The sequence below is a fragment of the Enterobacter cloacae complex sp. 2015409 genome, from assembly GCF_041365315.1.
GTDB classification, from domain to species: Bacteria; Pseudomonadota; Gammaproteobacteria; order Enterobacterales; family Enterobacteriaceae; genus Enterobacter; species Enterobacter pseudoroggenkampii.
On the sequence record NZ_JBFTVM010000001.1, the window covers coordinates 824,497 to 848,755 of the forward strand.

At 42.5% G+C, this 24,259-nt stretch carries 29 protein-coding genes and 5 pseudogenes; all 34 read left to right on the forward strand.

Going from position 1 to position 24,259, the window contains the following annotated elements; translation table 11 throughout:
* The first annotated feature begins 1 nt into the window (after position 1).
* The 34 genes and pseudogenes from ACDO57_RS03835 (at position 2) to ACDO57_RS04000 (ending at position 24,208) form a co-directional block, all read left to right on the forward strand.
* Complete coding sequence (locus ACDO57_RS03835) at positions 2-4,378, forward strand: RHS repeat-associated core domain-containing protein (RefSeq protein WP_370883537.1); 4,377 nt, start codon at positions 2-4, stop codon at positions 4,376-4,378.
* A complete protein-coding gene (locus tag ACDO57_RS03840) occupies positions 4,378-4,638 on the forward strand; it encodes a hypothetical protein (RefSeq protein ID WP_024907031.1) in 261 nt (86 codons plus the stop codon). Before ACDO57_RS03835 ends, ACDO57_RS03840 begins: the two co-directional genes overlap by 1 nt.
* A 143-nt stretch (positions 4,639-4,781) precedes the next feature.
* Positions 4,782-5,190: pseudogene (locus ACDO57_RS03845) on the forward strand (RHS repeat-associated core domain-containing protein); the annotation flags it as partial.
* A 325-nt stretch (positions 5,191-5,515) separates the two neighbouring features.
* Positions 5,516-5,995, forward strand: a complete 480-nt coding sequence (locus ACDO57_RS03850; protein ID WP_370883538.1) for a hypothetical protein — start codon at positions 5,516-5,518, stop codon at positions 5,993-5,995.
* Positions 5,996-6,020: 25 nt separating this feature from the next.
* Positions 6,021-6,491: pseudogene (locus tag ACDO57_RS03855) on the forward strand (type IV secretion protein Rhs); the annotation flags it as partial.
* Positions 6,492-6,517: 26 nt separating this feature from the next.
* Positions 6,518-6,715, forward strand: a complete 198-nt coding sequence (locus tag ACDO57_RS03860; RefSeq protein ID WP_071994455.1) for a hypothetical protein — start codon at positions 6,518-6,520, stop codon at positions 6,713-6,715.
* 91 nt (positions 6,716-6,806) lie between these two features.
* Positions 6,807-7,499 (forward strand): Imm43 family immunity protein, encoded by a 693-nt coding sequence (locus ACDO57_RS03865; protein ID WP_232473017.1) that lies wholly within the window; start codon positions 6,807-6,809, stop codon positions 7,497-7,499.
* Between the two features lie 190 nt (positions 7,500-7,689).
* Complete coding sequence (locus ACDO57_RS03870; RefSeq protein ID WP_224752844.1) at positions 7,690-8,208, forward strand: hypothetical protein; 519 nt, start codon at positions 7,690-7,692, stop codon at positions 8,206-8,208.
* Positions 8,209-8,437: 229 nt separating this feature from the next.
* Positions 8,438-8,758, forward strand: a complete 321-nt coding sequence (locus ACDO57_RS03875; RefSeq protein ID WP_370883539.1) for a hypothetical protein — start codon at positions 8,438-8,440, stop codon at positions 8,756-8,758.
* A gap of 102 nt (positions 8,759-8,860) precedes the next feature.
* Positions 8,861-8,962: a hypothetical protein gene (locus tag ACDO57_RS03880; protein WP_080690917.1), complete on the forward strand. Its 102-nt coding sequence runs from the start codon at positions 8,861-8,863 to the stop codon at positions 8,960-8,962.
* Positions 8,963-9,043: 81 nt separating this feature from the next.
* Positions 9,044-9,361, forward strand: a complete 318-nt coding sequence (locus tag ACDO57_RS03885; RefSeq protein WP_228117517.1) for a hypothetical protein — start codon at positions 9,044-9,046, stop codon at positions 9,359-9,361.
* A 2-nt stretch (positions 9,362-9,363) separates the two neighbouring features.
* Positions 9,364-9,813, forward strand: a complete 450-nt coding sequence (locus tag ACDO57_RS03890; RefSeq protein ID WP_072050682.1) for a hypothetical protein — start codon at positions 9,364-9,366, stop codon at positions 9,811-9,813.
* A gap of 202 nt (positions 9,814-10,015) precedes the next feature.
* A complete protein-coding gene (locus ACDO57_RS03895) occupies positions 10,016-10,804 on the forward strand; it encodes an Appr-1-p processing protein (protein ID WP_370883540.1) in 789 nt (262 codons plus the stop codon).
* An 87-nt stretch (positions 10,805-10,891) separates the two neighbouring features.
* Positions 10,892-11,293, forward strand: coding sequence for a hypothetical protein (locus tag ACDO57_RS03900; protein ID WP_024907040.1), 402 nt, complete (start codon positions 10,892-10,894; stop codon positions 11,291-11,293).
* 89 nt (positions 11,294-11,382) lie between these two features.
* Positions 11,383-11,958 (forward strand): annotated as a pseudogene (locus ACDO57_RS03905) (RHS repeat domain-containing protein); the annotation flags it as partial.
* A 302-nt stretch (positions 11,959-12,260) separates the two neighbouring features.
* Positions 12,261-12,731 (forward strand): Imm26 family immunity protein, encoded by a 471-nt coding sequence (locus ACDO57_RS03910; RefSeq protein ID WP_370883541.1) that lies wholly within the window; start codon positions 12,261-12,263, stop codon positions 12,729-12,731.
* A gap of 41 nt (positions 12,732-12,772) precedes the next feature.
* Positions 12,773-12,964 (forward strand): annotated as a pseudogene (locus ACDO57_RS03915) (DUF6386 family protein); the annotation flags it as partial.
* A 26-nt stretch (positions 12,965-12,990) separates the two neighbouring features.
* The gene (locus ACDO57_RS03920) at positions 12,991-13,659 is read left to right on the forward strand and encodes a hypothetical protein (protein ID WP_370883542.1); all 669 of its coding nucleotides are present in this window, start codon (positions 12,991-12,993) and stop codon (positions 13,657-13,659) included.
* A gap of 83 nt (positions 13,660-13,742) precedes the next feature.
* Positions 13,743-13,859, forward strand: a complete 117-nt coding sequence (locus tag ACDO57_RS03925; RefSeq protein WP_350310066.1) for a hypothetical protein — start codon at positions 13,743-13,745, stop codon at positions 13,857-13,859.
* Positions 13,860-13,931: 72 nt separating this feature from the next.
* On the forward strand, positions 13,932-14,129 hold the full coding sequence (locus tag ACDO57_RS03930; protein WP_023292191.1) for a hypothetical protein: 198 nt from the start codon (positions 13,932-13,934) through the stop codon (positions 14,127-14,129).
* A 130-nt stretch (positions 14,130-14,259) separates the two neighbouring features.
* Positions 14,260-15,458, forward strand: a pseudogene (locus ACDO57_RS03935) (RHS repeat domain-containing protein); the annotation flags it as partial.
* Positions 15,458-16,459 (forward strand): hypothetical protein, encoded by a 1,002-nt coding sequence (locus tag ACDO57_RS03940; protein ID WP_370883543.1) that lies wholly within the window; start codon positions 15,458-15,460, stop codon positions 16,457-16,459. The pseudogene ACDO57_RS03935 and the gene ACDO57_RS03940, both read left to right, overlap by 1 nt.
* Positions 16,460-16,715: 256 nt before the next feature.
* Positions 16,716-16,985: a hypothetical protein gene (locus tag ACDO57_RS03945; RefSeq protein WP_155267927.1), complete on the forward strand. Its 270-nt coding sequence runs from the start codon at positions 16,716-16,718 to the stop codon at positions 16,983-16,985.
* 8 nt (positions 16,986-16,993) lie between these two features.
* The gene (locus tag ACDO57_RS03950; protein WP_024907047.1) at positions 16,994-17,512 is read left to right on the forward strand and encodes a hypothetical protein; all 519 of its coding nucleotides are present in this window, start codon (positions 16,994-16,996) and stop codon (positions 17,510-17,512) included.
* Between the two features lie 137 nt (positions 17,513-17,649).
* Positions 17,650-18,120 carry a hypothetical protein gene (locus tag ACDO57_RS03955; RefSeq protein WP_370883544.1) on the forward strand — a complete coding sequence of 157 codons (471 nt, stop codon included), beginning with the start codon at positions 17,650-17,652 and terminating at the stop codon, positions 18,118-18,120.
* Between the two features lie 92 nt (positions 18,121-18,212).
* Positions 18,213-18,656, forward strand: coding sequence for a DUF6386 family protein (locus ACDO57_RS03960; protein WP_061714945.1), 444 nt, complete (start codon positions 18,213-18,215; stop codon positions 18,654-18,656).
* A gap of 279 nt (positions 18,657-18,935) precedes the next feature.
* Positions 18,936-19,145, forward strand: coding sequence for a hypothetical protein (locus tag ACDO57_RS03965; RefSeq protein WP_267214969.1), 210 nt, complete (start codon positions 18,936-18,938; stop codon positions 19,143-19,145).
* 240 nt (positions 19,146-19,385) lie between these two features.
* Positions 19,386-19,742, forward strand: a complete 357-nt coding sequence (locus ACDO57_RS03970; protein ID WP_073961520.1) for a hypothetical protein — start codon at positions 19,386-19,388, stop codon at positions 19,740-19,742.
* Between the two features lie 225 nt (positions 19,743-19,967).
* Complete coding sequence (locus ACDO57_RS03975) at positions 19,968-20,324, forward strand: SMI1/KNR4 family protein (protein WP_370883545.1); 357 nt, start codon at positions 19,968-19,970, stop codon at positions 20,322-20,324.
* Between the two features lie 552 nt (positions 20,325-20,876).
* On the forward strand, positions 20,877-21,308 hold the full coding sequence (locus ACDO57_RS03980) for an immunity 26/phosphotriesterase HocA family protein (RefSeq protein ID WP_024907053.1): 432 nt from the start codon (positions 20,877-20,879) through the stop codon (positions 21,306-21,308).
* Between the two features lie 103 nt (positions 21,309-21,411).
* Positions 21,412-21,894 (forward strand): SMI1/KNR4 family protein, encoded by a 483-nt coding sequence (locus ACDO57_RS03985; protein ID WP_370883546.1) that lies wholly within the window; start codon positions 21,412-21,414, stop codon positions 21,892-21,894.
* 64 nt (positions 21,895-21,958) lie between these two features.
* Positions 21,959-22,279 (forward strand): hypothetical protein, encoded by a 321-nt coding sequence (locus ACDO57_RS03990; RefSeq protein ID WP_071994458.1) that lies wholly within the window; start codon positions 21,959-21,961, stop codon positions 22,277-22,279.
* 630 nt (positions 22,280-22,909) lie between these two features.
* Complete coding sequence (comJ, locus tag ACDO57_RS03995) at positions 22,910-23,392, forward strand: competence protein ComJ (RefSeq protein WP_048990650.1); 483 nt, start codon at positions 22,910-22,912, stop codon at positions 23,390-23,392.
* A gap of 411 nt (positions 23,393-23,803) precedes the next feature.
* A complete protein-coding gene (locus tag ACDO57_RS04000; protein WP_024907056.1) occupies positions 23,804-24,208 on the forward strand; it encodes a hypothetical protein in 405 nt (134 codons plus the stop codon).
* The last annotated feature ends 51 nt before the right edge of the window (positions 24,209-24,259 follow it).

The following is a 24,259-nucleotide window of genomic DNA, read 5'->3' on the forward strand; positions in this document are numbered from 1 at the left end:
CATGAGCGATAACAACGCGGCCCGTAAGGGCGACGAGATTATTCACTCTAGCATTTTTGCTGACATCACCAGCATTGTGGCGGAAGGTGCCGCCTATGCGGTGATTGGCGCGGCGGTGGGGCTGGCGGCTACGGCCGCCGCGCCACTCCTCGGTGCTGGAGCCGCCGCAGCAGGCGTGGCGGCAGTCGGATCCAGCTGTCTGTTAAGCGGGATTATTGGCGGCGTGCTGGCGAACGTGGCGGGGATCACCGACGATATCAGCAACGCCGCGGAAGGGTTAGGCAATGCGCTCTTCCCGCCGTCGCCTGCGGGTAAAATTACCACCGGCTCGAACAACGTTCTGACCAACGCAATCCCCGCCGCCCGCGCGGCAGGCACGCTGACGCCCGCCGATACACCGTCCCCTGAGCCGCAGTCGCCGGGCAGCTTTGCCGATTACGCGGGCATGCTGCTTTCCGCTGCCGGACAGTTTGGCAGCGAAATGTGGCAGCCGAGCGTGGCCTCTGCCGCGGCGGGGACCTCGCCGCTGGAAGAAGACAAGGTGGCGTGTGAAAAGCACTCCGGGCCGCAGTATCTGGCGGAAGGTTCTAAAAGCGTCTTCATCAACGGACAGCCCGCGGTGCGCGCGAAAGATCGCACCACCTGCGAAGGCACCGTGTCCGACGACGTCTCCCCGAACGTGATCATCGGCGGGGACACGCTCACGGTTCGCGATATCAAAAGCGGTAAAACGCCGGGTCTGGCGCTGGGGATGATTGCGCTCTCCCTGCTGCGCGGGCGTCCGGGCAAGCTCCTGAAAAACATGCCCTGCGCGCTGGCGGCGGCCGGCGGCGGGATGCTGGCGGATATGGCCGTCAACGCCGTATTTGGCTCCTCGCACCCGGTCCACGCCGCCACCGGCGTGAAGGTGCTGAACGACGACGATGAGCTCGACTTCTCGCTGCCGGGGCGCTTCCCGCTTCGCTGGCAGCGCAGCTACAACAGCCTGACGACCCGCGAAGGGCTGTTTGGTCTGGGCTGGGCAACGACTTTTGACAGCTATCTGACGCTGGAAGATAACAATGCGACCTGGTTCGATGAAACCGGGCGCGAGCTGAGCTTTGAACTGCCGCCTGTCGACCGTGCGTTTTACAGCATCAGCGAAGGCATCATTATCCGCCGCAATGAGAACGGCGACGTGGCGATTGCCGACGATGACGGTGCAGTGTGGCGTCTGTACAAACCGACCCGCATCAATCCTTCTATCCTGCGTCTGGCCTCCCTTAGCGATGAATACGGCAACGCGCTGCTGACGGCGTGGGACGAGCACGGCAGGCTGGTTGGTATCCATGATGAGCCGCGGGCGATAGACGTCACCCTGCGCTATGAAGATGAGCGCTTCCCGCTGCGCGTGACCTCGGCCAGCCATTTCGACGGTAACCAAACCTGGCCGCTGATGCAGTGGGGCTACGACGCGCGCGGCCAGCTGGCGAGCGCGACGGATGCCTCCGGCGTGGTGACGCGTGAATACCGTTATAACGAGCACGGGCTGATGGTCTGGCACTGCCTGCCGGGCGGTCTGGAGAGCGAATACCGCTGGCAAAAATTCGACCACTGGCGCGTGGTGGAAAACCGCACCAGCACCGGCGACGGCTGCCGCTTTAGCTATGATTTAGCCGCCGGGCTGACGACCGTCGAGCACTACGATGGTCAGACGCGCCGCCACTACTGGAACGCGCAGAATCTGATTGTCCGCTACGTTGACGAGCGCGGTGAAAACTGGCGCTACGAGTGGGATGATAACGAGCTTCTCACGCGTCGCATCGATCCGCTCGGCAACGCCGTCACCTTCGTCTACGACGAGATGGGCAACCGGGTGCAGGAGACCGATGCCGACGGCAATACCCGCATCACCACCTGGCTGGAGCACCGCGCGCTTCCCGCGGCTATTATCGAAGCCGACGGCAGCGCCACCCGGTTCTGGTACGACGAACACCACGGGCTGAAGCGCGTGGTGGATCCGATGGGGCAGACTACGCAGCTGCGCCGGGACGCGTTCGGCCTGGTCGTGGAAGAGGTCGATGCCGCAGGCAACAGCCGCTACCAGGAGTACAACGAGGCCGGGCAGATCGTTCGTGCGACGGACTGTTCCGGGCGAATTACCCGCTATCGCTATCATCCGCTGGGCTGGCTGGTGGCCGAGACTGGCGCCGACGGTGAAGAGACGCGCTACCGCTACGACGCCGCAGGGCGTCCGGTGCAGCTCGATCGCCCGGAAGGCTGGACGGAATCGCTCACATGGAACGAACGTGGCCTGCCGGTGAAGCATGCGGGCGCCGACGGGAAAGAGAGCGAGTTCAGATATGACGAGGCGGGGCGCTTAACCGCCACCCGTAATACGCAGGGTGAAGAGGTGCGCCGCCGCTGGGACAGCCGCGGGCGTCTGATTGCCCTGGAAAACGAGAACGGCGAAGCGTATCAGTTCCGCTGGGGGCCAGACTCGCTGCTGCTGGAAGAGGTGGGGCTCGATGGCGTAGCCTCGCAGTATCGCTATGATGCCTGCGGGCGCACGATTGCGCGCACCTTTGCCGCCGGTCATCCGGAGGCTATCACCCACGCCTTCGCCTGGAGCGCGAGCGGTCAGCTGGTCGCCCGCACCACGCCGGAAGGGCAGACACGCTACCACTACACGCCGTCCGGGCTGTTAAGCCGGATTGGGCTGCATCCTGCGCTTTCAGCCGACGCGTGGAGCACCGAGGCAGAGCAGGAGCTCGTCTTTGAGTATGATGCGCTCGGTCGCGTGACGCGCGAGGCGGGCGAGCACGGCGAGCTGGCGTGGGAGTATGACGCACTGGGCAACCGCACCTCCGTCACGCTGCCCGATGGCCGCGAGCTGAAGCAGTTCTACTACGGCAGCGGACATCTGCTCAGCATTGCTCTCGACAAGCTGTCGGTCTCCGATTTTACCCGTGACGAACTCCACCGCGAGACCAGCCGAACGCAGGGGCTGTTGACCACCCGCAGCGAATACGACCGCCTCGGCCGACTGCACCGCCGGGACGTTTTTACCGGCAATGCGCAGCGCCCGTCGCCGCGCCGCTGGTCCCGCCGCTGGGATTACGACTACCGTAATAATCTGGTGCGGGAAGAGCGGGACGATAATCCGTTCAGCTGGTACCGCTGGCAGTACGACAGCGCCGGGCGCCTGCTGGTTCAGGACGGCACGCTGCCCGGCCAGGAGCAGTGGCGCTGGGATGCTGCCGGTAACCCGCTCGAAGGATCTGCTGAGAAGGTCACGCACAACCGCCTGACGCAGCTGAACGGCATTCGCTGGCGTTATGACATCCACGGCCGCACCGTGGAGAAGGATAACGGCCAGACCCGCTGGCACTACCGCTACGATGGCGAACATCGCCTGACGGAAGTCATCAGCCAGCCGCGGGACCGCAATAAACCTCAGACGCAGGTCAGCTTCCGCTACGATCCGCTCGGTCGCCGCATCAGCAAAACGCGACGCCAGATGCTGGGCGGACAGCCAACCGGCAAGCCGGTCACCACCCGGTTTGTCTGGGAAGGATTTCGGCTGCTGCAGGAGGTGCACGGGGATGTGCCGCTGACCTACATTTACAGCGATCAGGACAGTTACGACCCGCTGGCGCGCATTGACGGCGTTGATGCCCCTGAGATCTTCTGGTTCCACTGCCAGCCCAACGGCACGCCGGAGCGGATGACGGATATCGAAGGGCAGGTGCGCTGGGAAGGGGTGAACAGCGCCTGGGGCAAGCTGCTGCGGGAAAGCGAGACGCAGATATCAGGATATTCTCAGAACCTGCGCATGCAGGGGCAATACCTGGACCGTGAGACAGGGCTACACTACAATCTGTTCCGTTATTATGACCCGGACTGCGGACGGTTTACGCAGCAGGACCCGATAGGGCTGGCGGGGGGGATAAACCTTTACCAGTATGCGCCGAATGCGCTGGGGTGGGTGGATCCGTGGGGGTTAAGCCGATGCAATACAGGGAAAAAACCAGGGCCGCAACTTCCTGGAGGAATTGCAGAAACATTTGATAAAAGCGTTTATAAAAACAGGCAGCTGAAAAGAGACGAGACTTTTTATAAATATCATGGTGTAAATAATAGAACAGGAAGAAAAATTTCTTGGCTGACAAATGAAAAATACAATTCCGAGGAGGTTTTGCGAGAAAAGCTAGCTATTCGCCATGATTGGGGTGTTAATATTACTAATGTATCAGAGTTTAGAGTTCCTAAAGGAACGTGGGTGAGTGAAGGTCCTGCTGCAGCTCAAGGGGCAGGATATCCTGGGATGGGATACCAGGCTGTGGTATCAAATCTTCCAAGAGCATGGGTGGTTAAAACTTTAAGGGTTCCCTGGTAATGAAATTGAATAACTTAAAAAATGCACTTGAAAAAATAATTTTTGAACTTAATGCCAATGGTAAACATGAATCGGTAAATTTTTTTCAAACTCGTTATGAACAGATAATAATTTTTGGAGACAAAATTCCATTTGAAATAATTGAAAGTCTGTCAACATGCAGAGCTATGGCTCAATACGCAAACTTTTCCCTCAGGGAAGAAAAACTTTTAGATGATGTTGTTAATTACGCACTTGATATTAAAAAAATGATGCCCTGATATTAAGCAAAGAGAAGGATTGATTTTTGCGAGGTTATAATTAAGCAGCGTCTGTTTTTGAAGTGCTCACTCAAACAACAAAAAACAGATAATTTTTAATAAAAGAACACTATTGGCTGGCTTAATATATTAAAATCAAAGCCCGGGTCACGCAACTGAACGGTATTCGCTGGCGCTATGACATCCACGGCCGTACCGTAGAGAAGGATAACGGCCAGATCCGGCACTACCGGTACGATGGCGAACACCGCCTGGGGCAAGCTGTTGCGGGAGAGCGAGACGCAGGGATCAGGATATTCTCAGAACCTGCGGATGCAGGGGCAATACCTGGACCGTGAGACAGGACTGCACGACAATCTGTTCCGGTATTACGACCCGGACTGCGGACGGTTTACGCAGCAGGACCCGATAGGGCTGGCGGGGGGGATAAACCTTTACCAGTATGCGCCGAATGCGCTGGGGTGGGTGGATCCGTGGGGGTTGAGCCGTAAATGTAAGGATCCATCTAAAGAAGCTACGAGATGGCAAGGTCAAGGTAATTACAAAGTATAGATGTCTACAAAAACAGGAAACTGAAAAAAGGCACGATTCTGTATGCATTATATCCAAACGGTGATACTCCTCCATCATATGCAGTGACTTATCCAACCGTTAGGCAAAATAAAGGAAATGCTATAGGCTACCATGAAGCACTTCAGGTTAAAATAGATCCTCATCGTACATTAAGAACGCAAGTTAGAGCTTATTATGTAAGTGAGGATATTGATGTAGCATATGGAAGAGCATTGGCTAATGAGATATATGGTCGAGGGGGGGGGCAATTCTTTATCCCTGAGGAATTTAGAAATCTTTTGATACCAGGGAAGGTCATTAGCATATGATTAATTTTAAAATTAACGTGGTAAATGGTAAGGTTGAGTTAGACAATAAATGTCTTTTAATACAAAGGGAGGAGGAATTTATAACTTCTGATCTTTACAAATATCTTGAATCAGAAAATAAAATGCAGAAATTAATTCCCCATCATTATACAGTTAATACCGTTCTTTGGTCGGGAAAGGAATTCGAGATTATAATACAACCATTATGCTTCAGTAATTTGCCATTTACGGTGCAATTAATTTATAAAGAGGGAGGGTATTATAAGGCAATAAATGATTGGAATAAGGTTTCTAACATTGATATGCTAAATAAAGAAGTCGAATTTTTATATCAATGGGTGTCGGGTGAATATGATCTTGGCAAACCAGATGAAAAAGAAAAACATAGTATAATGTGGCGCTTGGAATGGGGTGATATAACTATTTGCTATGATATTAAATCATTTAATTGCGGTATTTATTTAACGTGGAATTAACTATTAAATAAGGTTGTCATATTGTGCTGATAACCCGCTTGAAGGTTCCGCTGATAAGGTCACGCACAACCGCCTGACGCAGCTGAACGGCATTCGCTGGCGTTATGACATCCACGGCCGCACCGTGGAGAAGGATAACGGCCAGACCCGCTGGCACTACCGCTACGACGGCGAACACCGCCTGACGGAAGTCATCAGCCAGCCGCGGGATCGCAACAAACCGCAGACGCAGGTCAGCTTCCGCTACGATCCGCTCGGTCGCCGCATCAGCAAAACGCGCCGCCAGATGCTGGGCGGACAGCCAACCGGTAAGCCGGTTACCAACCGGTTTGTCTGGGAAGGGTTCCGGCTGCTGCAGGAAGTGCACGGGGATGTGCCGCTGACCTACGTTTACAGCGATCATGACAGCTACGACCCGCTGGCGCGTATTGACGGCGTTGATGCCCCGGAGATTTTCTGGTTCCACTTCCAGCCGAACGGCACGCCGGAGCGAATTCTGCTCACCATGTTATACCCGTTGAGGTGTGGAAAGAGGAGCAATCATTCTTCAATAATATTGGCATCGGAAAAGACATGAACTCTGCGTTTAATGGTATTAATTTTCCAGGTAGCGCATCAGCGATGAAACAAGATGCAGGGAAAGGTATGGATATCTTCCATAGCAGTAATTATCATAACTATAGTGACATTCTCCGTCGGCGCATTGCTCGTGTTGAGTAACGATATATTTCTGGAAGATTAGATGCTAAAGGGGCGAGGATAGCTATAAGGCGGATCCAGATTGATATGAAGAATAAAATTTGGATGGGTCATGTTCCCACAAAAAAATCAGGGGAATGAATTAATGTCCTATTATGTGATCATGAATGACTTTGAATCATCACGCATGCCAAGAAATTTACAGGGCATGGTTGATGAAAGATTACAGGTTAATGAAAACTGGGAAATAGAAGGCTCTGCCTTTCCCTTCCCTTATCGAATAACAGACGATGCATGCCCAGACCATATTTATTTGTTGTGCAATAAAAATGTTGGGGCTTTGAAATTTGACTATTATAAAAAAGACTTTGGACACTTGATGGATAAGTCTTTATTTTCGATTTTTGAAAATTATAAGCACAATGTTTTTTTTGGCCGAGATATTACACCAGTTTCGATTGGGAATGGTCAAGTTCTTCGGGATGATTTTAAATATGCATATTTTCCAGGCGGCGATGTTATAGATAAGGATAAATCTATTCTCGAAGAGGATAAGTTCGGAGATACCATACCTTTTAAAATTGAATTCAAGGATGATGCGCTAGAAAATGATATACTTTCGTTGAACGACACATTGTTAGGTGGTTTTATCATTGTTAAACAAGAGGTCAAGGAAGTTATAGACAGTAAAGGATTCCGGGGGTTGAAACTTGTTCCACTGGAAAATGCTTTAGACGTTTTTTGTGAAGATTATTTCTACGAAATACACTCAAATCGTAAAAGAAAGGGCAATAAACTACCTTAATATTGAAGGGTGTCGTGCCATTATTGATTCTTTGTTTTTCTTTTTTAATGGCGCGAAGAAGTTCTTTGGATTATGAGTACATTTTTCAACTATGGATATGGTAATTTTAAGCGTAGCCAATAATGATAACTCTTAAAGAGGAATAATGCATATAAAAAATACTATCCAAGACTTTGTCAAGAAATTCAAAATGAATGATTTAAATATGGGAGAGATAGACTATGCAGACGATGAAAATGAAACTTCTTTTCCTGTAAATTTAAATGGTGAAATTCGATTTTTTTATAGCCATTTGATTTTAAATGACCACCCAACATTTGATGGTGCATTCATTATACAGATTGTTGAGCCCCAAGAGCTTAATAAAATGTTATCAGGCTGGCGAGTTCAAAATGACACGACCTGGCGCGATGAATATATAATCTTTGCTGAACGAAATGGAGATGTTCTTTTTTGTGATACCCAAAATATCACATCTCCTGTTTATGGTAGTATTCAAAAAAGAAATTTCATTATTTCCAATTCGTTAGCCGACTTTTTGGATGCTTTTTGTTCTGCCATTGAGATCGAACAAAGTAAATATGATGGTGATGCTACAGATGATGATTTTAATTTCAGAGAGGACTTTCTGGAAGATATCGATTTAATGCTAAAAAGCAAGCTTAAGGATGTTGAGGCGGAAGGTTTTAAGCAATTCTTTTTTGGCTAGGTTAATAATAAAAACTAACACTTTTAGAACCCTCCTTACTTCTGACAACATTTTTCGCTTAAAACCACTTTTATATAGGCAAGGAGGTCTCTTTTCGATTGATAATGAATAAGCATATGAAAAACGGTTTCGATAAATTTGATGAAAAAGTTACATCTCTTGTAGAAAAAGGAAACGAGTTCCATTTAAATGGGCCTCACCTAGTGAAGTTGCTGATCAGATGTGGAAAATGACAACAAAAACAGATGGTAAGTCGATTATTTTCAAATTGGGTGATGGAATAAAAAAGTACTGGAGTAATATTGTTATGAATACTAAAGGGAAAAATACTAGAGACGATTTTATTAAATTTCTTGAGAATTTATCTTCAAATGCCAGAAATAATCTAAGTGAGTGGGAGAGCAAAGACTTACCCTCATATTTTGAATCGATGGCATCTTGGGTTGAAGATATGGATGGATATTATTTAAATCAAAAATTACCTGTTCCAGAAAATGTTAACTGGACATTTATTGCAGATATTTTAATGGCTGCAAGAGTTTATGAATAATATTCAATAATAATTGGCCGGGAAGAGCATCAAATCTTCCCGGCGTTTTATTATTTAACGTGTTAAAAAGTATGATGGCGTCCGAATCGTTCCGATGACCCGATAGGTTTTAATGGCGGTATAAATACTTACGTTTACGCCACTAATCCGTTGAATTGGGTTGATCCATTAGGATTGAAAGCGAAGTGTGCACCGACTCGATAAAATGACCATAACCAGGCGGCATTTGGTAGGCAGTGGCAAGGAAGAGGGATTTATCAAGGCCGTTATTCTTGGTCAAACACAATGCTTAAAGAAGGCGATATTGTTTATGGTGGAGCACCTGGGCAGTCAGGATTTTATTTCGACAAAGCCACTTTAGAAGCTGCTAGTGGTAGTCGACAAAAATTATGGGAAAGTTTACAAGTTCTACCTCATGAAAAATATGGGTTTAGAAGTAAGATTCAGATGTATAGAGTCAAACGAGATGCTATTGCTGGTACGGGACAAGCTTTGTCACCAGATACTGAAATGTTAGGAAGCGGTGGCGGTACCCAATTCTTCCTTTCGAATTATAAAAAAGTTCTGGAACCTATTGGTCTTCCATTTGATATTGGGATGTGAAAATGAATTTTGACGCAGAAACTGGTGTTCTTAAATTTAATAAAAGGGTTCTATTAGGACCAAGAGTTACTAAGACAGAGTTGTTTAATAATACAAATGTAAGGTGGGAGGGGTGGCCTGAAAAAAAAGACAATAAAACAGTCTCATACAGAACTATCCTTAAAGGTGACCATGAGTTCGGAGATATATATCTAATAATTGACTTCTTGGTTCCCAATGATCCTAACTCAATAATTCGTAGTTGGCGCTTCGCCCCAGAAAAATTATTGATGGGAAAACAGAATAGACCCGAAGGGAAAGTCACCCGATGTTTAAGGGAATGGTTCAAAACTAAATCTACTATTGTTCTTCCTGTATCAAGGGAGTGGGGACATGTTGATGCTGCTTATGACCCTCATAACCTAACAGGAACAATTCTCTGCCACTATTGCTTAGACCCTCATGAATTGTAAGTGGAGAACTGGTAAAATATATGATTCAATTGAAGTTACTTATATGACTATATCATAGTGTTTCCAATATAAATTGGACAGTTGCCATCCTAAACGAGAAAATAAAAAGGTATAAGCCATTTTTTTGACATAGATGTTACTGGCCTGGATGTAATTGAACCCCGGAAAAATACATTCTTTATCTTAAACACAAAAGATCTTGATGTCTCCGGAAGAATTGTTAAAAGTGCGAGGAGTTGTGGTTGATGTGAAAAAATACTATAAAGGTAACGTTGATTTTATTGCAGGTGAAGGAATTATTCTCAATGAATTCATAGGGGAGGTGGCCACACGACAAATAAATATTATAGATGGCGATTGTTATGCATCTTCCTCTTTGCTAGATAAAAACGAGAAAGTTGGTTTTCTGCTGTATGATGGTAAAAAAAGCGATCTGGACTTAAGTGATACTGAAGAAATTTCGAATGAGGAATTTGAAACTTTCTGGAAAACATCAACGAGTTCATTGCAAGAAAAAAAACAAATAAAGCTCTTGTCTGGAAATGCTGTGGAACCTTTGAAAAAATCCATAGTTATTGCTCACATTGTGAATAATAAAGGGAAATGGGGTAAAGGCTTTGTTCTGTCTCTTTCAAATAAATATCCTTCTGCAAAGGAATACTATCTCAATAGCTTCAATGGAAATAACACCCCAGAATTAGGTACGGTTGATTTTGTCTTGGTTGATGCTAAAGAACAGATATTTATTGCTAATATGTATGCACAAGATGGTATTAAGAAAAATGTCAATGACAAAAATCAATACGTATGTTATGCATCCCTGGAAGTTTGTCTTGAAAAGTTATCTGACTTTGCTTTAGTAAATCGCCTTTCAGTACAAATGCCAAGAATAGGCGCTGGCCTCGGTGGAGGTGATTGGGATGTTATAGAGTCATTGATACTTAAAAAGATTTGCTATAAGATGATCGATTGCAATGTAATAATTTTATAATATAAAATGATAATTTAATAATGCATTTTATTGAATTCGATTGTTGCTTAGAAAAGGATTTTTAATTAAAAGGACAGGCGCTTGAGTATGAAAATATCTATAACAAATACTATTGAAAAAGGAAACGAGTTACACGACAGCCAAAAATACGCCGAGGCTTTAGAACAATACCAAAAGGCCTGGCAAGCTCTTCCTGAACCAAAGTCCGAATCAGAATTTGCCAACTGGATCTCTGCATGCATGTACAGCGCATATTTTGATCTTGCGGATTACGTTGAGGCAAAGAAATGGGGAGAGACGGCTTTACGGACACGTGGATCGGATATAGACACTGCACCGTTAATCGACTTGGGTATGGTCTGTTACGAGTTGAATCAATTCAATGAAGCGTATAAATATTTTAACGATGCTTATAACTACGGCAAAGAGCGTGCTTTTCAGGATAGACCTAAAAAATATCTTGAGTTCTATCTGCGTAAGAAGGCGTAAGAAGGCGTAAGAACAGTAATTTATACCATTCAAAACAAATCAAACGTTAAACAAGAAGTTCATTACGTCGCCATCTTTAACGATGTAATCTTTATCGATGGGACAACTTTACCGGCAATGCCCAGCGCCCGTCGCCGCGCCGCTGGTCCCGCCGCCTGGAGTACGATTATCGCAATAACCTGGTGCGGGAAGAACGGGACGATAACCCGTTTAACTGGAACCGCTGGCAGTACGACAGCGCCGGGGCCTGCTCGCTCAGGACGGCTCGCTGCCCGGTCAGGAGCAGTGGCGCTGGGATGCGACTGGTAATCCGTTAGAGGGCGCTGGAAAGAAGATTGCCCATAACCGGGTCACGCAACTGAACGGTATTCAGTGGCGTTATGACATCCACGGCCGTACCGTAGAGAAGGATAACGGCCAGATCCGCTGGCACTACCGGTACGACGGCGAACACCGCCTGGGGCAAGCTGCTGCGGGAGAGCGAGACGCAGGGATCAGGATATTCCCAGAACGAGCGGATGCAGGGGCAACACCTGCATTGTGAGAGAGTTGCACGACAATCTGTTCAGGTATTACGACCCGGACTGCGGACGGTTTACGCATCAGGACCCGATAGGGCTGGCGGAGGGATAAATCTTTACCAGTATGCGCCGAATGCGCTGGGGGGATCCTATAGGTTTAACCGCTTGCAAAAATGGAAGCCCTAAACGGTCAGTGAGAAACATGTCATTTGCTGACTGGATTAAAAGAAAGGCAAAAGGTGGGAATAATACCCATGTGTATTTAGGATTTAGAATCACTGAAGAAGGCTAAATCGCGGTCATGCACGGAGCATAGAATAAGCAGTTATTCACAATAATTCCCATTTTGAAAATTCTATCAATAGCATAAGTCCTACAAGAAAGTTATACTCGGATGCTGTTTTGTGGGGTGGAAACTGGCTTAAAAACAATGGGGTTAATGTAAAATGGCCGACAGACTTACAGTAGTGTCAGGAAATGAAAAGCAAAAAAAGTGGCCAAAAGAAGGCGATGTTTTTTACTTCCAGTTAAATGATGATCGATTAGGCTATGGTATGGTCGCCCTGGGTAAAATAGATGTCGGCCCATTCAAAAATACTATAGTTATATATATATATGACTATTTTACATCTTCGCTTCAAGAAGATGCTGTATTGGCAAAAGATAATTTGCTATTGCCACCAATTATTACTGATAATTCATGTTGGAAAAACGGTTCTTTCGTAACGTTTAAAACTATCGAAACGAGCGAAGTGGATATTTTACCACAGCATTATTTTAAAAATCCTGTCAGAAATAAAATATATGATCAGCATGGAGTGTCAATTGAATCGCCGACTGAGAATATACCAGTCGGTGAAGAGTCGATTCAATTCTATAAAAGCATTATAAAATCTATAGAAAGCTTTGTTAACTAATAGGCTAGACCGGGAAGGTATTTCCGGCCTTTGCTTACGCAATGAGAAAAATCATAAGCATACAAACAGATACTACCACTTTAGTTATTTATGATTTGATATCATTAAAGCATAGAATAAATGGAGGCGTAGATTGGTGGAGTCTTCCAGAAGATGAAGTAGAAGAGGTAAATAAAGGGAATGTATTATTTCTCAATCTTGGGGATGATGGCGCCTATAAAGTCAATATTAAAAAAACTTACCTAAAAACATGTTTAGAATGAGTGACGGAAAACACTTCCAGAAAGCGAACAGACAATTATATTATAAAATGAATAATGACCCATCATATAGAGCTTCCCTTGAGGAAAAATTCCCGGGCATATTTGAAAAGGTTTCACCAGGTAAGCGTGGCGCGCTCCTAAGAACAGCTCCAACAGGTTCTGGTTGGGAAACAACTTGGCATCATCATGAGCGAGTTGGTGGGTTGTTACAATTGGTTGATTGGCCAGATCATAACTCAAGGCATCTGGATTATGACCCGAAAGGATATGGTGGAAGAAAAACTTGGGGGGGGCTCGATGCAGATAATTGTGAGGGTATAATGAATACATATACATCTATAGATGAATTAATAGCAAGACTTTCTCAGTTAGAGCCTGGTGAATGGATTTATACTAATATAAACACATGGGAAGCACGGCCTGAAGATACTCACTTCTTTTATATTTCTTGGGGTTATATCCAAAGTTTGGAGGATGACGAAATATACCTTGATGAAGAGGGTCTGGAAATGCCCTTAGCAGTAGAAACTTTTTCTTTGAAAGGATGGATGTTAGTCAGTTCTTTGAACTATATGGTGAAGAATAAAAAGAGTGGAGGTCATGGGAATAAATGGTTTATCGATGAGGTGAATTATTATAGGGAAAATGACACATATAGAACATGATTTTAATAATGATGAGCAGTTCGCTTAATTAAGCAACCAATTCGAAATGCCTTGACAAAAGCCCACGCTCTGTCGTTTCTGGAATGCGGGGCGGAAAAGCTCCAATAGTGCATGATACACAGTGGAGCGGGAAAAATAGATCTTATGTCCTACACCAGAGAACCCCTATCCAACATGGAGGCGGTATTTATGATGATTGATAATCAAGTAATCGTTACAACAAAATATCACCTTGACATTCTAGATCGTGCTTATCATTTTTGAGGTATAATATGCAAAGACAAGTGCTTATCGAACTAATAAGGAAAATCCAACACAGCGAAGGGACAGAAGAAGAAGCTGATAATGACATCGACCTCCTTTGTAGAAGTGTCGCAGATCCTCAGGCAGCTAATTATATTTATTATGAAGAACTTAGCGCAGAAGAAATTGCGGATAAAATTATAAGTTATAAACCACTTCAATTATAAGTAGTATTCGGGGGGCGCAATGAGTCCCCCATATTGAAAAAAACCATCCCAAAGCTTGGTTTTTTTTCATTCAAAACAAATCAAACGTTAAACAAGAAGTTCATTACGTCGCCATCTTTAACGATGTAATCTTTATCGATGGGACAACTTTACCGGCAATGCCCAGCGCCCGTCGCCGCGCCGCTGGTCCCGCCGCCTGGAGTACGATTATCGCAATAACCTGGTGCGGGAAGAACGGGACGATAACCCGTTTAACTGGAACCGCTGGCAGTACGACAGCGCCGGGGCCTGCTCGCTCAGGACGGCTCGCTGCCCGGTCAGGAGCAGTGGCGCTGGGATGCGGCTGGTAATCCGTTAGAGGGCGCTGGAAAGAAGATTGCCCATAACCGGGTCACGCAACTGAACGGTATTCAGTGGCGTTATGACATCCACGGCCGTACCGTAGAGAAGGATAACGGCCAGATCCGCTGGCACTACCGGTACGACGGCGAACACCGCCTGACGGAGGTTATCAGCCAGCCGCGGGATCGCAACAGGCCGCAGATGCAGGTCAGCTTCCGCTACGACCCGCTCGGACCACGCATCAGCAAAATGCGACGCCAAATGCAAGGCGGACAGCTAACCGGCAAGCCGGTTTGTCTGGGAAGGGTTCCGTCTGCTGCAGGAGCTGCACGGAGACGTGCCTCTGACCTATGTCTACAGCGACCAGGACAGCAACGACCCGCTGGCGCGAATTGACGGCGTGGAAGCGCCGGGGATCTTCTGGTTCCACTGCCAGTCCAACGGCACGCCAGAGCGGATGACGGATAGCGAAGGGCAGGTGCGCTGGGAAGGGGTGAACAGCGCCTGGGGCAAGCTGTTGCGGGAAAGCGAGACGCAGGGATCAGGATATTCCCAGAACCTGCGGATGCAGGGTCAACACCTGCATTGTGAGATGGTTGCACGACAATCTGTTCCGGTATTACGACCCGGACTGCGGACGGTTTACGCAGAAGGACCCGATAGGGCTGGCGGGGGAGATAAATCTTTACCTGTATGGTGCAAATAGTCTTACGCGAATAGACCTTCTGGGATTAAAACAAGAGGAAGTTATACGCTATACGAGTAAAGATGAAGCGATTGCATCAGCTTCTGAGCGTGGTGGTAAAGGTGGATTGGTCCCAAATAATCGAGGTGATAAAGCCATATGGGTTAATCATGATAGCCGACCAGGATTTAACCCTGGATAAAAATATCCTTCCTCGTTTTAATGATAAAATCACTTCATTCCAGATTGAAAAGAAAGATGCTAAAGGTAATTGGAAGAAATGTGGTAAGAGGATTACGTAATGATTTTTGAAATGTTTATACATAAAATTGAACACTTCACTAATGCGAGAGCAGAGATTGAAAGTTTTGGAAAATATATCTATGTTCAGGATGAACCGGACCTATTCCCCGTTTGTTTTAAAAAAGAAAATGGGAAGCATGTAGAGTTGAGTCGTTGGCAAACTTGCTTTCCTAAAGTTATGTTTCAGCGTGCGTTAAACAAGTTAGGCCTAAGTGAAGATGGTAAGTATGCATTTGAAGTTTTCCTTTCTCGATTAGGTTATCTTTTTCAAATAGATAACCGACAGCGTATAGATAAAGATATCTTTATCTTGTTTTATATCTATCAACTGTTTTCTTTAAAAGATAACGAAGAAGATTACGCTATAAAAGCAAAAAGCTTTTTTTTAAGATTTTTGTGTTTTGAAATGGGCATGGATGATGACTCTTATAATTTGCTATGCATTACTAAAGATGGGATTTGTATAAATACTTCTCAGCATGGTAATGTCTCAATATTGTCTTTGCTTGAGCAATTTTATGTACAATTTGAAAAAAAGAAAAACTTTGAAGATATTAAGTCTATAAAACATTATCAATTATCAGTGCTGAATTTTTTGTTTGTTGCGAACAACGATAGAAGTTCCCTGTCTTTTAATGATAAAAACTGCTACCTTTGCGATCCTGATAGTTTTATTAATACTTATGAGAAATCTAAAAAAACAATTTATAGAGCCTTGGAACATTGTTTTGACAAGTATCAATCCACGAAGAATTTACTAATATCAAATTTCATTATAATGAATTATTCGTATTATATTGTTAGAAATAATTTGGCTGATCTCAAAACTTTAAGAAGACATGTTTCTTCAGATATGTTTAGACAAATAATTTCCTCAATAATGTACAGAGTTTTTTTTGTGAATGAAGACGAGATATTTAAGGTGGTTGGCAATGAATATGACATCAGCCTTGAAAAAAATGAAGGTCGAATGCTTTTTAATTTAATATATTCGATTTAAGGCATTAATGTTAGATCACTGTCGGGGGGCATTAGGTTTTGAATGTTCAAACCGCTGTAGAGCCCTCGATTCTTGAAGGCCAAACCATGGCAGGACAATAGATTTACGGTTTGCTCGTTGTAAGTTGAAAACTTGGTATCTCTCATACCGTGCCTTGGCGGATGCCTCTATTAATTGTGCGGATTATTTTCTTAACCAGAGGATTCTTTATTGGAAAAAATAATTTGTTATTTCCGCCAAGTATTACGGATAATTCATGTGGGAAAAGGGTCATTTTGTAACTTTTAAAAATATCTACATGAGCGAGGCAAATGTATTCTCCTTTAAAGTCCCTAAGCGGATGGCGGATTTAAAAGAAGAAAGTGCAATACCTCAGGTTGGTTATCGTACTAATCCGTTACATCAAGAGGGATTAATTCCTAAGCGTGTGGATCCGACAACGCCAGTTAGATCGTATGAATTACCATCAATATGGGCAGAATGGCTTGACGAAGTAGCGATTCCAGTCTCGGGGAGTGTAAAATAGGTTATTATATGAATATTAATAAAGATGAAGAACTCCTTGTGATAATAAAGAACGAAGGAAGATTTTATTGGTTCGTGGCCTTTAAAGAAATGTGGGTTTTAGACAGAGCAAAATGGGTAGAAGATTTTGTGAGAAGTGGGATGGAAATAAACCTACAGGATATTCATAAGGAAAGATATAACATACCAGTTGTAAATGAAGAAAACGCAAAGATATTCATTGATGGTTTAATTAAAGATGCTTATTTATATAATAAGGATGATATAGCTGAGGAGTTTTATAATAGGCTTTCGCAAAAAACCACCTGGTGGGATATATATGATCTAATGCCAGATTTGTTTATAGACTTTGATAATAAAAGACTATATTCCCAATATGTCGAAAGTATGCATTATCACAAATATGTTCCTGATGATTGGCAAGGTGAACTTGTAGATTTCTGCAGTGATGGATCGTTACCTCAAGATGAAATGTTATGGATAAAAAATGAGACAGATCATAGGAGCATTGTAATCACTAAAGGGTAAAAATATATTTCCAACATACCATTTTTTTTGAGTGTGCAATGGTAGATGCATCATGTTAATCTTTAACCATTGCGCTGAATTGTGAAGGAAATGGAATTTACTATAATTTAATTCTTTTTCCGAATGGATGGGTATAAATGATTGATTTTAATGCTGATATTTTATCAGGGAGAGCGCTAGGTAACGTGTTTTTGGGTGAAAATATAAGTAAATATATGAATGAGTTATATACCGGGTTTAAGGTAAATTACTTTGATTATTTTTTGCCTGATGATGAGAAAAGGCTTGCATATATTGTAGATGACACTATCACAATCGCTACCTTTGAAGATGGAACGATCATTTCGATTGGTTGTAATGTAAGCTATAAGGGGAGGTATAATAACATATTACAACCAGGTCAAACGATGAGGCAAATAATCGACTTGACTAATAAACAACGCATTTTTAATGGTTTCATTATTATAAATGACGACTTTGGTTTTTCATTTGAGTTGCCAGCGCCTTATGATGAAATCGCAGATAGCATTGCACATGTTCCACTGGATCTCGTTCTTAATGAAATCCGTGTAGCTGATTACTCTGACTGGAATCCTCAAAAAATATAACGCTGAAATGTGAGTTGGGATTGATACTACAGATTATAACTTGACATAATAGTGTTTTTAATTATTTCATAAAAGATTAAGTATTGAAAATTATGCATGCAATAATACATTTCCAAACAAATACAGCAACAATTGTGATTTATGATTTAATGTCACTAAAACATAGACTTAACGATGATGTAGATTGGTGGAGCCTTCCAGAAGATGAAGTTGAAGAAATAAATAAAGGTAATGTGTTATTTCTCAATCTTGGAGATGATGGAACCTATAAAGTCCATATTAAAAGAGATGTTGATGAATGTACCGGGTCGCTATTTTTAAACGTACCTTCTGGAAAGGTTTTCATTGGGGCGGGAGAAGATGTCACTGGCGGAGATCTTGAGCCTGACGACTCAGATGCCATTTCAGGTGAGTTTATTACTTTAGAACCTGGTAGTTACGAAGTTAAATATAAAAAGCAAGATTCAAATATTCTAATTTCCTTTGCAAAAGCAACGATTACTGAAAACTCATTAGAAGAGGGAGTTTATCTTTGAATGAAAAAATAGAATAATACAAGTAGTTCATCACATAGTCATTTTTAACAATTTTCTTTTTCCTTCTGCACGCACCTTGCTTGCTTTTTTGCACTTTGCTTACTCTTAACCTCCATAATCGGTCATTATACTCGTGACGAATAACCCCAACCTCAGGATAGCCCCCGTAGTTGCTGACCACCCGCAGCGAGTACGACCTCCTCGGGCTTCTGCATCGCCGGGATGTTTTACCCGCCAACGAGCCGCCAGGTGCTGGGCGGACAGCCCGCCGGTAAGCTGGTGACCACCTGGTTTGTCCGGGAAGGGTTCAGCCTGCTGAAGGAACTGCATGGAGACGTGACGCTGACCTACGTATACACTGATTTGAGAGATATAGTTTTGCGAGGTAACACAGGACTTGATGCTCATCAAGCGGGGCAAAAAGCTACTATGAAAGATCTTGTAGAAGGTTATGACCCTAAAACTGGCCCGTCAATTTTAGTACCTTAAGAAAGCCATACTATATCAAAAGAAGGTGTCGGTATTGTTTCACGAAGAAAATTAATCCTTCAACTGGCTAACCATTTGCTAATGCGAGGGAACTGCTTGCTAGAGACATCTTAGAATTAAGGCGAGTTTATCAAGACATTGCAAACAGCGTTCTTCAGGAATTAATCGCAAAAAATAAAGCAATGTATCCTGAAATGAGAAAATCAAAACCTAAAGGTAAAAGTAATTCTAGGAGATAATGTGAATAAAGATGAGTTAGTTGTGAGATCATTACTTGCCGAGCTTTTAGGCGATACGCTAAATTATTATATTGATAATCTATCTGATTTATCCAAGTCAAATGGTGATGAAGATCCTTATTCGCGGGCAAGAAGTGTAATTCATAAACTATCCCCAGAAGAACAGGAGAAAATTTTCAATTTCCTTAGGTTGGTCATTGTAGATACAACTTCTACTGTTCTCGGAACAATCGATGGTTCACGTTTCCCTCCAAATATTGATGGGGATTTTAAACTTGAATATGACGGCGATGAAATACAAGGCTCCTTACAAGATGAATTAATTTCAAGATCTGAAGAGCTTGGTGTTTATAAATAAAGATTCTATCAATCTTTAACCATTGCGCTGAATATATAGAACATTGATAAGAAAAATTGGTTTTTTTATTCCATTTTTTATTATGCAATTAATGGCTGGTTAGTTTCAGGAAAGAAACAACAATTGCCCTTATTAATAATTACAACTAATTCCTCAATAAATGCGAACCTAATGGAGATAATATTTATCTTAATATAGGATTTATGCATTTATAGGTAAGCCGATATGGAAAAGCAAGATTTAATTGATCAGTTAAATGAAGTTGAAAAGATTATACACACGTTTTTACCTTCTGAATATAAGCGCTTTATGATTGAGAACGTCAAAGATAGCTACTCTTATGAAATTCAACGAGCAAATGGTGGCCAGCTTTATGTTTTCAATTGTTTTGACTTGCTTGAAAGAAATAATACATACACAATTCAATCGGTGGAACCTGACGTTTTATTGATTGGTCAAGATGGTGATTTGGGATACTTTTTGAATTTGCGTAAAGGTACTGATGAGATTTATTCTTTAGATCTTGGAGCGTTAGGAAGTCTGGACATGGATAAAGAAAGTAATAGCATATTTAGGCTATAATGTTTGATTTATTAATCATCTAGTTCAGAACATTGAAAAATCCTCGTCAAATCGTGAATTTTTTTTCAAAACAAATCAAATAGTAAAAAGTAGTTTATCAAATCGCAATTTTTAATGATATAATCTTCCCCTTCCACACCCGCGATCCACCGCTGGTCTCTCTGCCTGGATTACGATTGCCGCAATAACCTGGTGTGGGAAGAGCGGGACGATAACCCTTCACGATGAAAAGAATATTATCTATGGAGGACGTGGGGAAGCTCCAGCTCGTTTGAATAGCCATGCGAATACACCGGGTAAATCACATTTGCAACAGTTGATTATATTTGATAATAATTTGACCAAAGCGGAAATTAAATTCCTGGTACAAAGGATTATGGTTCTTAATGGTGGAGCTAAGTCAGTGATCTCCTTAAAAAATCTCATAAATAAAATCAGATCATTTAGTCCTTATAACCTAAATGCTAGCACATAGGATATTGCGGGTCATAACAGTGATTGGGGTGGAAAAGTATTGAAAGATGCGTTATCAATTCTGAAAGGTAATAGCTTATGAAAGTAAAATACAAAGAGGGTGACATCTTTGTCATTCCGATGAGTAATGGGAAATTTGCGATTTGCCAGATTGTATTTGCTCCAAAAGAAAAGTTTAAGCAAGCAATAGGTTTCTGCATTTTATCAATACAGAATACGGAGGAGCTTGAAGATAACAGTTCACTGAGACCTTTATCTTTTGAAAAGTTTGGCAAAGAGATGAAGGTTGTTTTCACTGGCAATCAGAATATTAGCAAAGGCATTTGGAAAATTATTGGCCACGCTAATCTTACTGAAGAAAAAAAAGAATTAAAAATATTTAATTATGCTGGCGGCTTATATGATGGGGAGGACGAAATCAGGCGTTTATCTGTTGCTGAATATCCAAATTACACAACAATGGGGGTTTCAGGCTTTGAGCTTGTCGACAATGTTCTGATAAATATTTGATCATCAGGGGAGGCGGGCTTCCTAAGCTAATTTTCATACAGCAACAGCTCATAAACACCTTAAATAAATTCGCGATTTTTTTGATCATCTGGCCAAATAATATATGAATCATTTCAGTAACTGTGAAAAAAAGATTGGACGTGCAGATATTGCTAAAAATGAAGAAGAATTATCTATTATTCTTCCTGATGATTTCATTTCACATTATCTGCAATTTAATGGTGGCACTCCTGAGAAAAGTTGGTGGGACGATGATGAAGATTTTGAACCAGTAGAGGTGGCTGGGTTTAAACCGTTTATTTATAATAGTCAGACAAATGATGACCCTAGATCTTTAATTGATGGTTGCTATGTCAGCATGTTGGATAGGCAAGTGATCCCAAAAAACCTTTTTCCCTTCGCAAATGATTGGGGAGGGAATTTCTTCTGTCTGGATTTAGATAATTACTCAATTGTATACTTTGCTACAGATTCTTTTGATGAGTATTTGACTATGCAAGAGAATCATATAAAACTTCAAAGATATCTGACAAATTCATTTTCCATCTTTGTTAATGGATTGGTAACAGAAGAAGATCTTCCATAAGAAGCCATTGAATGTTAGCAATATATTCACTACAATTAATAAGGGTAAATGTAAATTGAATAAGATGCCAGATAATTCAATTGTTGTTATTGATGTGGCTGGGACTAGTATAAAAATACGTGTTTTGGGAAGTGGTTTAATTAAAAAAATGCAGGCGATAGGTTTTTCATTAAAAGATGAGTTTATGGTTATACCTGTAATTGACGAACAGAATAAACAAAGAATAATAAGACTGTTAGTTGACGAAGGTGCTCTTTTTTTATTTGGACATGGTTGGTATCCATCTGAAGTAATAGAGTATTATAAAGAACAAAACATCAAATTTGGTAAATATAAAATTATTTACTGGAGTAATAGAAATACATACCATATAGAGGAGAGATAATCCCTCATAAAATAAATTCTGAAGAGCACTAATCAACCATTCAGATAATCTTCAAAGTACAGGAAGAAAAAATACTTTTGTTTTACCGGCTGAAGGCGTTTTTTTACTTAAAATTGAAAAAGTCAAAGGAAGTAAATGTTGTCTGTAGCTTCACAGTTCATACCCTGAATACGACCAGGGTCGTGTTCAACAGCTGCATGCTGAAAATAGAGTTATTAATTACGACAAGATTGATATTTTCTCAGAGGAACTATGATAAATTTGCAATCTTATAATGAAGCATTGGATTTTCTGGAATTATTTTTTCAAAAATATATTCTTGATTATAATTGCCTCCAGGATATGCAATCTATTTTAGAGGGTTGTCGAAAAGAAAAAACGGTTTCTATTCGATCTATAGACTCATGCTTTATGGTATATAGACGAAAGACTCAAGATTATAGAGTCATTGCTCATGAGGAACAGGAGATATGGAGGCAGTTGTTCAATATATGGCAATAAATTTTTATAATCAAAACTGGCAAGAGATGACGGATATCAAAGAGCAGTAATTGTGGTGCATGTTGTAATATTGGTAACATTTTTATCAGAGCAGTCAGGTGTAACGAGAATAAAAATCGAGGTAAGGTAATGAACAATAAAAACATACAAATAGTTAATCTACTGATTTCGCATAGTCAAATATTGTTACGATCCCGAGACTATGATGAGAAACTGAGTCAGTGGGGGAAAGGAAATATTTCACAAGGTGCTGTACTTCATAAGGATTATGTCATATTTGATCCATTGCCAGATGATGCATTTGGCGCAAACGTGAATATTAAAGTAGAACAATCTTTCAATTTAGATGATAATTCTCAGCGCTGCATCGTTGTGCCATTTTTTGTTACGGAACAACATAAATTACAAGTCGCTTCAGCAACTGAAAAATTTGATTTAAGCTTAGGATTAAATGATAAAACTTATTCACTGTTTTATGAAGTTTGTGAAGGAGATGAAATTTATTATAATTTCACGCTCGTACCGACAAAAGAAACTGTTGCAGCTAAGTTTTTGCTAGACGATCCCTGGGGTGGAATAAAAAATCATCCTCTTAAAGAAGGTGTTTTTTAAATTTAAAGCTAACCAAAGAAGAGTAATTTATAAAGAATCAGACGTAAAGAAGGCGATCATTATGTCGCCATCTTTAACGATGCAATTTTTCCCTTCCGCACGCAGGGCTGTTGAGCGCATGCGATGAATTCTACCGTCTCGATCGCTCATTGCCGCGTATTGACGGCGATGATGCACCGGCAGGGTTGCACGACAATCAGTTTCGGTATTTTTTGAACTGGCCGATTACTCTGAGGTACAGAAATGAAGAGAGATGACAGCGCGGTCGCGTGGATCAGATATAGACACTGCACTTTCAATAGACTCCTTTACAAGGTGACTCGTGGTCGTGGGAGTCTTCTTTTGACGCATGAAGGAACATGAAATCATTCTGAAAGGACTTCTAAGAGGCTACGTTGAGGCGAATTTACCATGATAAATGATGATGACCTTATTGAGTATGCGCGAGAAAAAATTCCGGATGAATATAGTTCTTCTCTAAATAAAAAGAATAATCTTCAATGTGCATCATTTATAAACAATACTCAAGATGAGTTGCGAATAATGAAAGCGCATAAAAATAATACAAAACTTACAGGGTTGAAGGTAGAAGGTCTTGATGAATTAATTATTGCTCTTGAAAACTATGATGAAGAAACTGTCTTAGTAATTAATATCCTAACTAAGTCATTTTCCTTTAAAATTTATTCAGATAAAAACAATGCTCTACTGGGTGTTATAATCCTAAAATTAAAAAAGAAAACCAACGAAGAAATTCGATTTGGGCGAGATGTTCTTGGCATTACGACTCCTCCTCCTGACATAGAAAATGATTAGTTTTTATTGCTTAAACTGGTGTACAAACCAACCAGAATCTCCATGCGTAGC

What these genes read in the sequence shown, in the direction of transcription:
- ACDO57_RS03835 (WP_370883537.1), top strand. Translation starts at nt 2, where the DNA reads ATGAGCGATAACAACGCGGCCCGTAAGGGCGACGAGATTATTCACTCT.
- ACDO57_RS03840 (WP_024907031.1), top strand. Translation starts at nt 4,378, where the DNA reads ATGAAATTGAATAACTTAAAAAATGCACTTGAAAAAATAATTTTTGAA.
- ACDO57_RS03850 (WP_370883538.1), top strand. Translation starts at nt 5,516, where the DNA reads ATGATTAATTTTAAAATTAACGTGGTAAATGGTAAGGTTGAGTTAGAC.
- ACDO57_RS03865 (WP_232473017.1), top strand. Translation starts at nt 6,807, where the DNA reads ATGTTCCCACAAAAAAATCAGGGGAATGAATTAATGTCCTATTATGTG.
- ACDO57_RS03870 (WP_224752844.1), top strand. Translation starts at nt 7,690, where the DNA reads ATGAATGATTTAAATATGGGAGAGATAGACTATGCAGACGATGAAAAT.
- ACDO57_RS03875 (WP_370883539.1), top strand. Translation starts at nt 8,438, where the DNA reads ATGACAACAAAAACAGATGGTAAGTCGATTATTTTCAAATTGGGTGAT.
- ACDO57_RS03885 (WP_228117517.1), top strand. Translation starts at nt 9,044, where the DNA reads ATGCTTAAAGAAGGCGATATTGTTTATGGTGGAGCACCTGGGCAGTCA.
- ACDO57_RS03890 (WP_072050682.1), top strand. Translation starts at nt 9,364, where the DNA reads ATGAATTTTGACGCAGAAACTGGTGTTCTTAAATTTAATAAAAGGGTT.
- ACDO57_RS03895 (WP_370883540.1), top strand. Translation starts at nt 10,016, where the DNA reads ATGTCTCCGGAAGAATTGTTAAAAGTGCGAGGAGTTGTGGTTGATGTG.
- ACDO57_RS03900 (WP_024907040.1), top strand. Translation starts at nt 10,892, where the DNA reads ATGAAAATATCTATAACAAATACTATTGAAAAAGGAAACGAGTTACAC.
- ACDO57_RS03910 (WP_370883541.1), top strand. Translation starts at nt 12,261, where the DNA reads ATGGCCGACAGACTTACAGTAGTGTCAGGAAATGAAAAGCAAAAAAAG.
- ACDO57_RS03920 (WP_370883542.1), top strand. Translation starts at nt 12,991, where the DNA reads ATGAGTGACGGAAAACACTTCCAGAAAGCGAACAGACAATTATATTAT.
- ACDO57_RS03925 (WP_350310066.1), top strand. Translation starts at nt 13,743, where the DNA reads ATGCGGGGCGGAAAAGCTCCAATAGTGCATGATACACAGTGGAGCGGG.
- ACDO57_RS03930 (WP_023292191.1), top strand. Translation starts at nt 13,932, where the DNA reads ATGCAAAGACAAGTGCTTATCGAACTAATAAGGAAAATCCAACACAGC.
- ACDO57_RS03940 (WP_370883543.1), top strand. Translation starts at nt 15,458, where the DNA reads ATGATTTTTGAAATGTTTATACATAAAATTGAACACTTCACTAATGCG.
- ACDO57_RS03945 (WP_155267927.1), top strand. Translation starts at nt 16,716, where the DNA reads ATGTGGGAAAAGGGTCATTTTGTAACTTTTAAAAATATCTACATGAGC.
- ACDO57_RS03950 (WP_024907047.1), top strand. Translation starts at nt 16,994, where the DNA reads ATGAATATTAATAAAGATGAAGAACTCCTTGTGATAATAAAGAACGAA.
- ACDO57_RS03955 (WP_370883544.1), top strand. Translation starts at nt 17,650, where the DNA reads ATGATTGATTTTAATGCTGATATTTTATCAGGGAGAGCGCTAGGTAAC.
- ACDO57_RS03960 (WP_061714945.1), top strand. Translation starts at nt 18,213, where the DNA reads ATGCATGCAATAATACATTTCCAAACAAATACAGCAACAATTGTGATT.
- ACDO57_RS03975 (WP_370883545.1), top strand. Translation starts at nt 19,968, where the DNA reads ATGGAAAAGCAAGATTTAATTGATCAGTTAAATGAAGTTGAAAAGATT.
- ACDO57_RS03980 (WP_024907053.1), top strand. Translation starts at nt 20,877, where the DNA reads ATGAAAGTAAAATACAAAGAGGGTGACATCTTTGTCATTCCGATGAGT.
- ACDO57_RS03985 (WP_370883546.1), top strand. Translation starts at nt 21,412, where the DNA reads ATGAATCATTTCAGTAACTGTGAAAAAAAGATTGGACGTGCAGATATT.
- ACDO57_RS03990 (WP_071994458.1), top strand. Translation starts at nt 21,959, where the DNA reads ATGCCAGATAATTCAATTGTTGTTATTGATGTGGCTGGGACTAGTATA.
- comJ (WP_048990650.1), top strand. Translation starts at nt 22,910, where the DNA reads ATGAACAATAAAAACATACAAATAGTTAATCTACTGATTTCGCATAGT.
- ACDO57_RS04000 (WP_024907056.1), top strand. Translation starts at nt 23,804, where the DNA reads ATGATAAATGATGATGACCTTATTGAGTATGCGCGAGAAAAAATTCCG.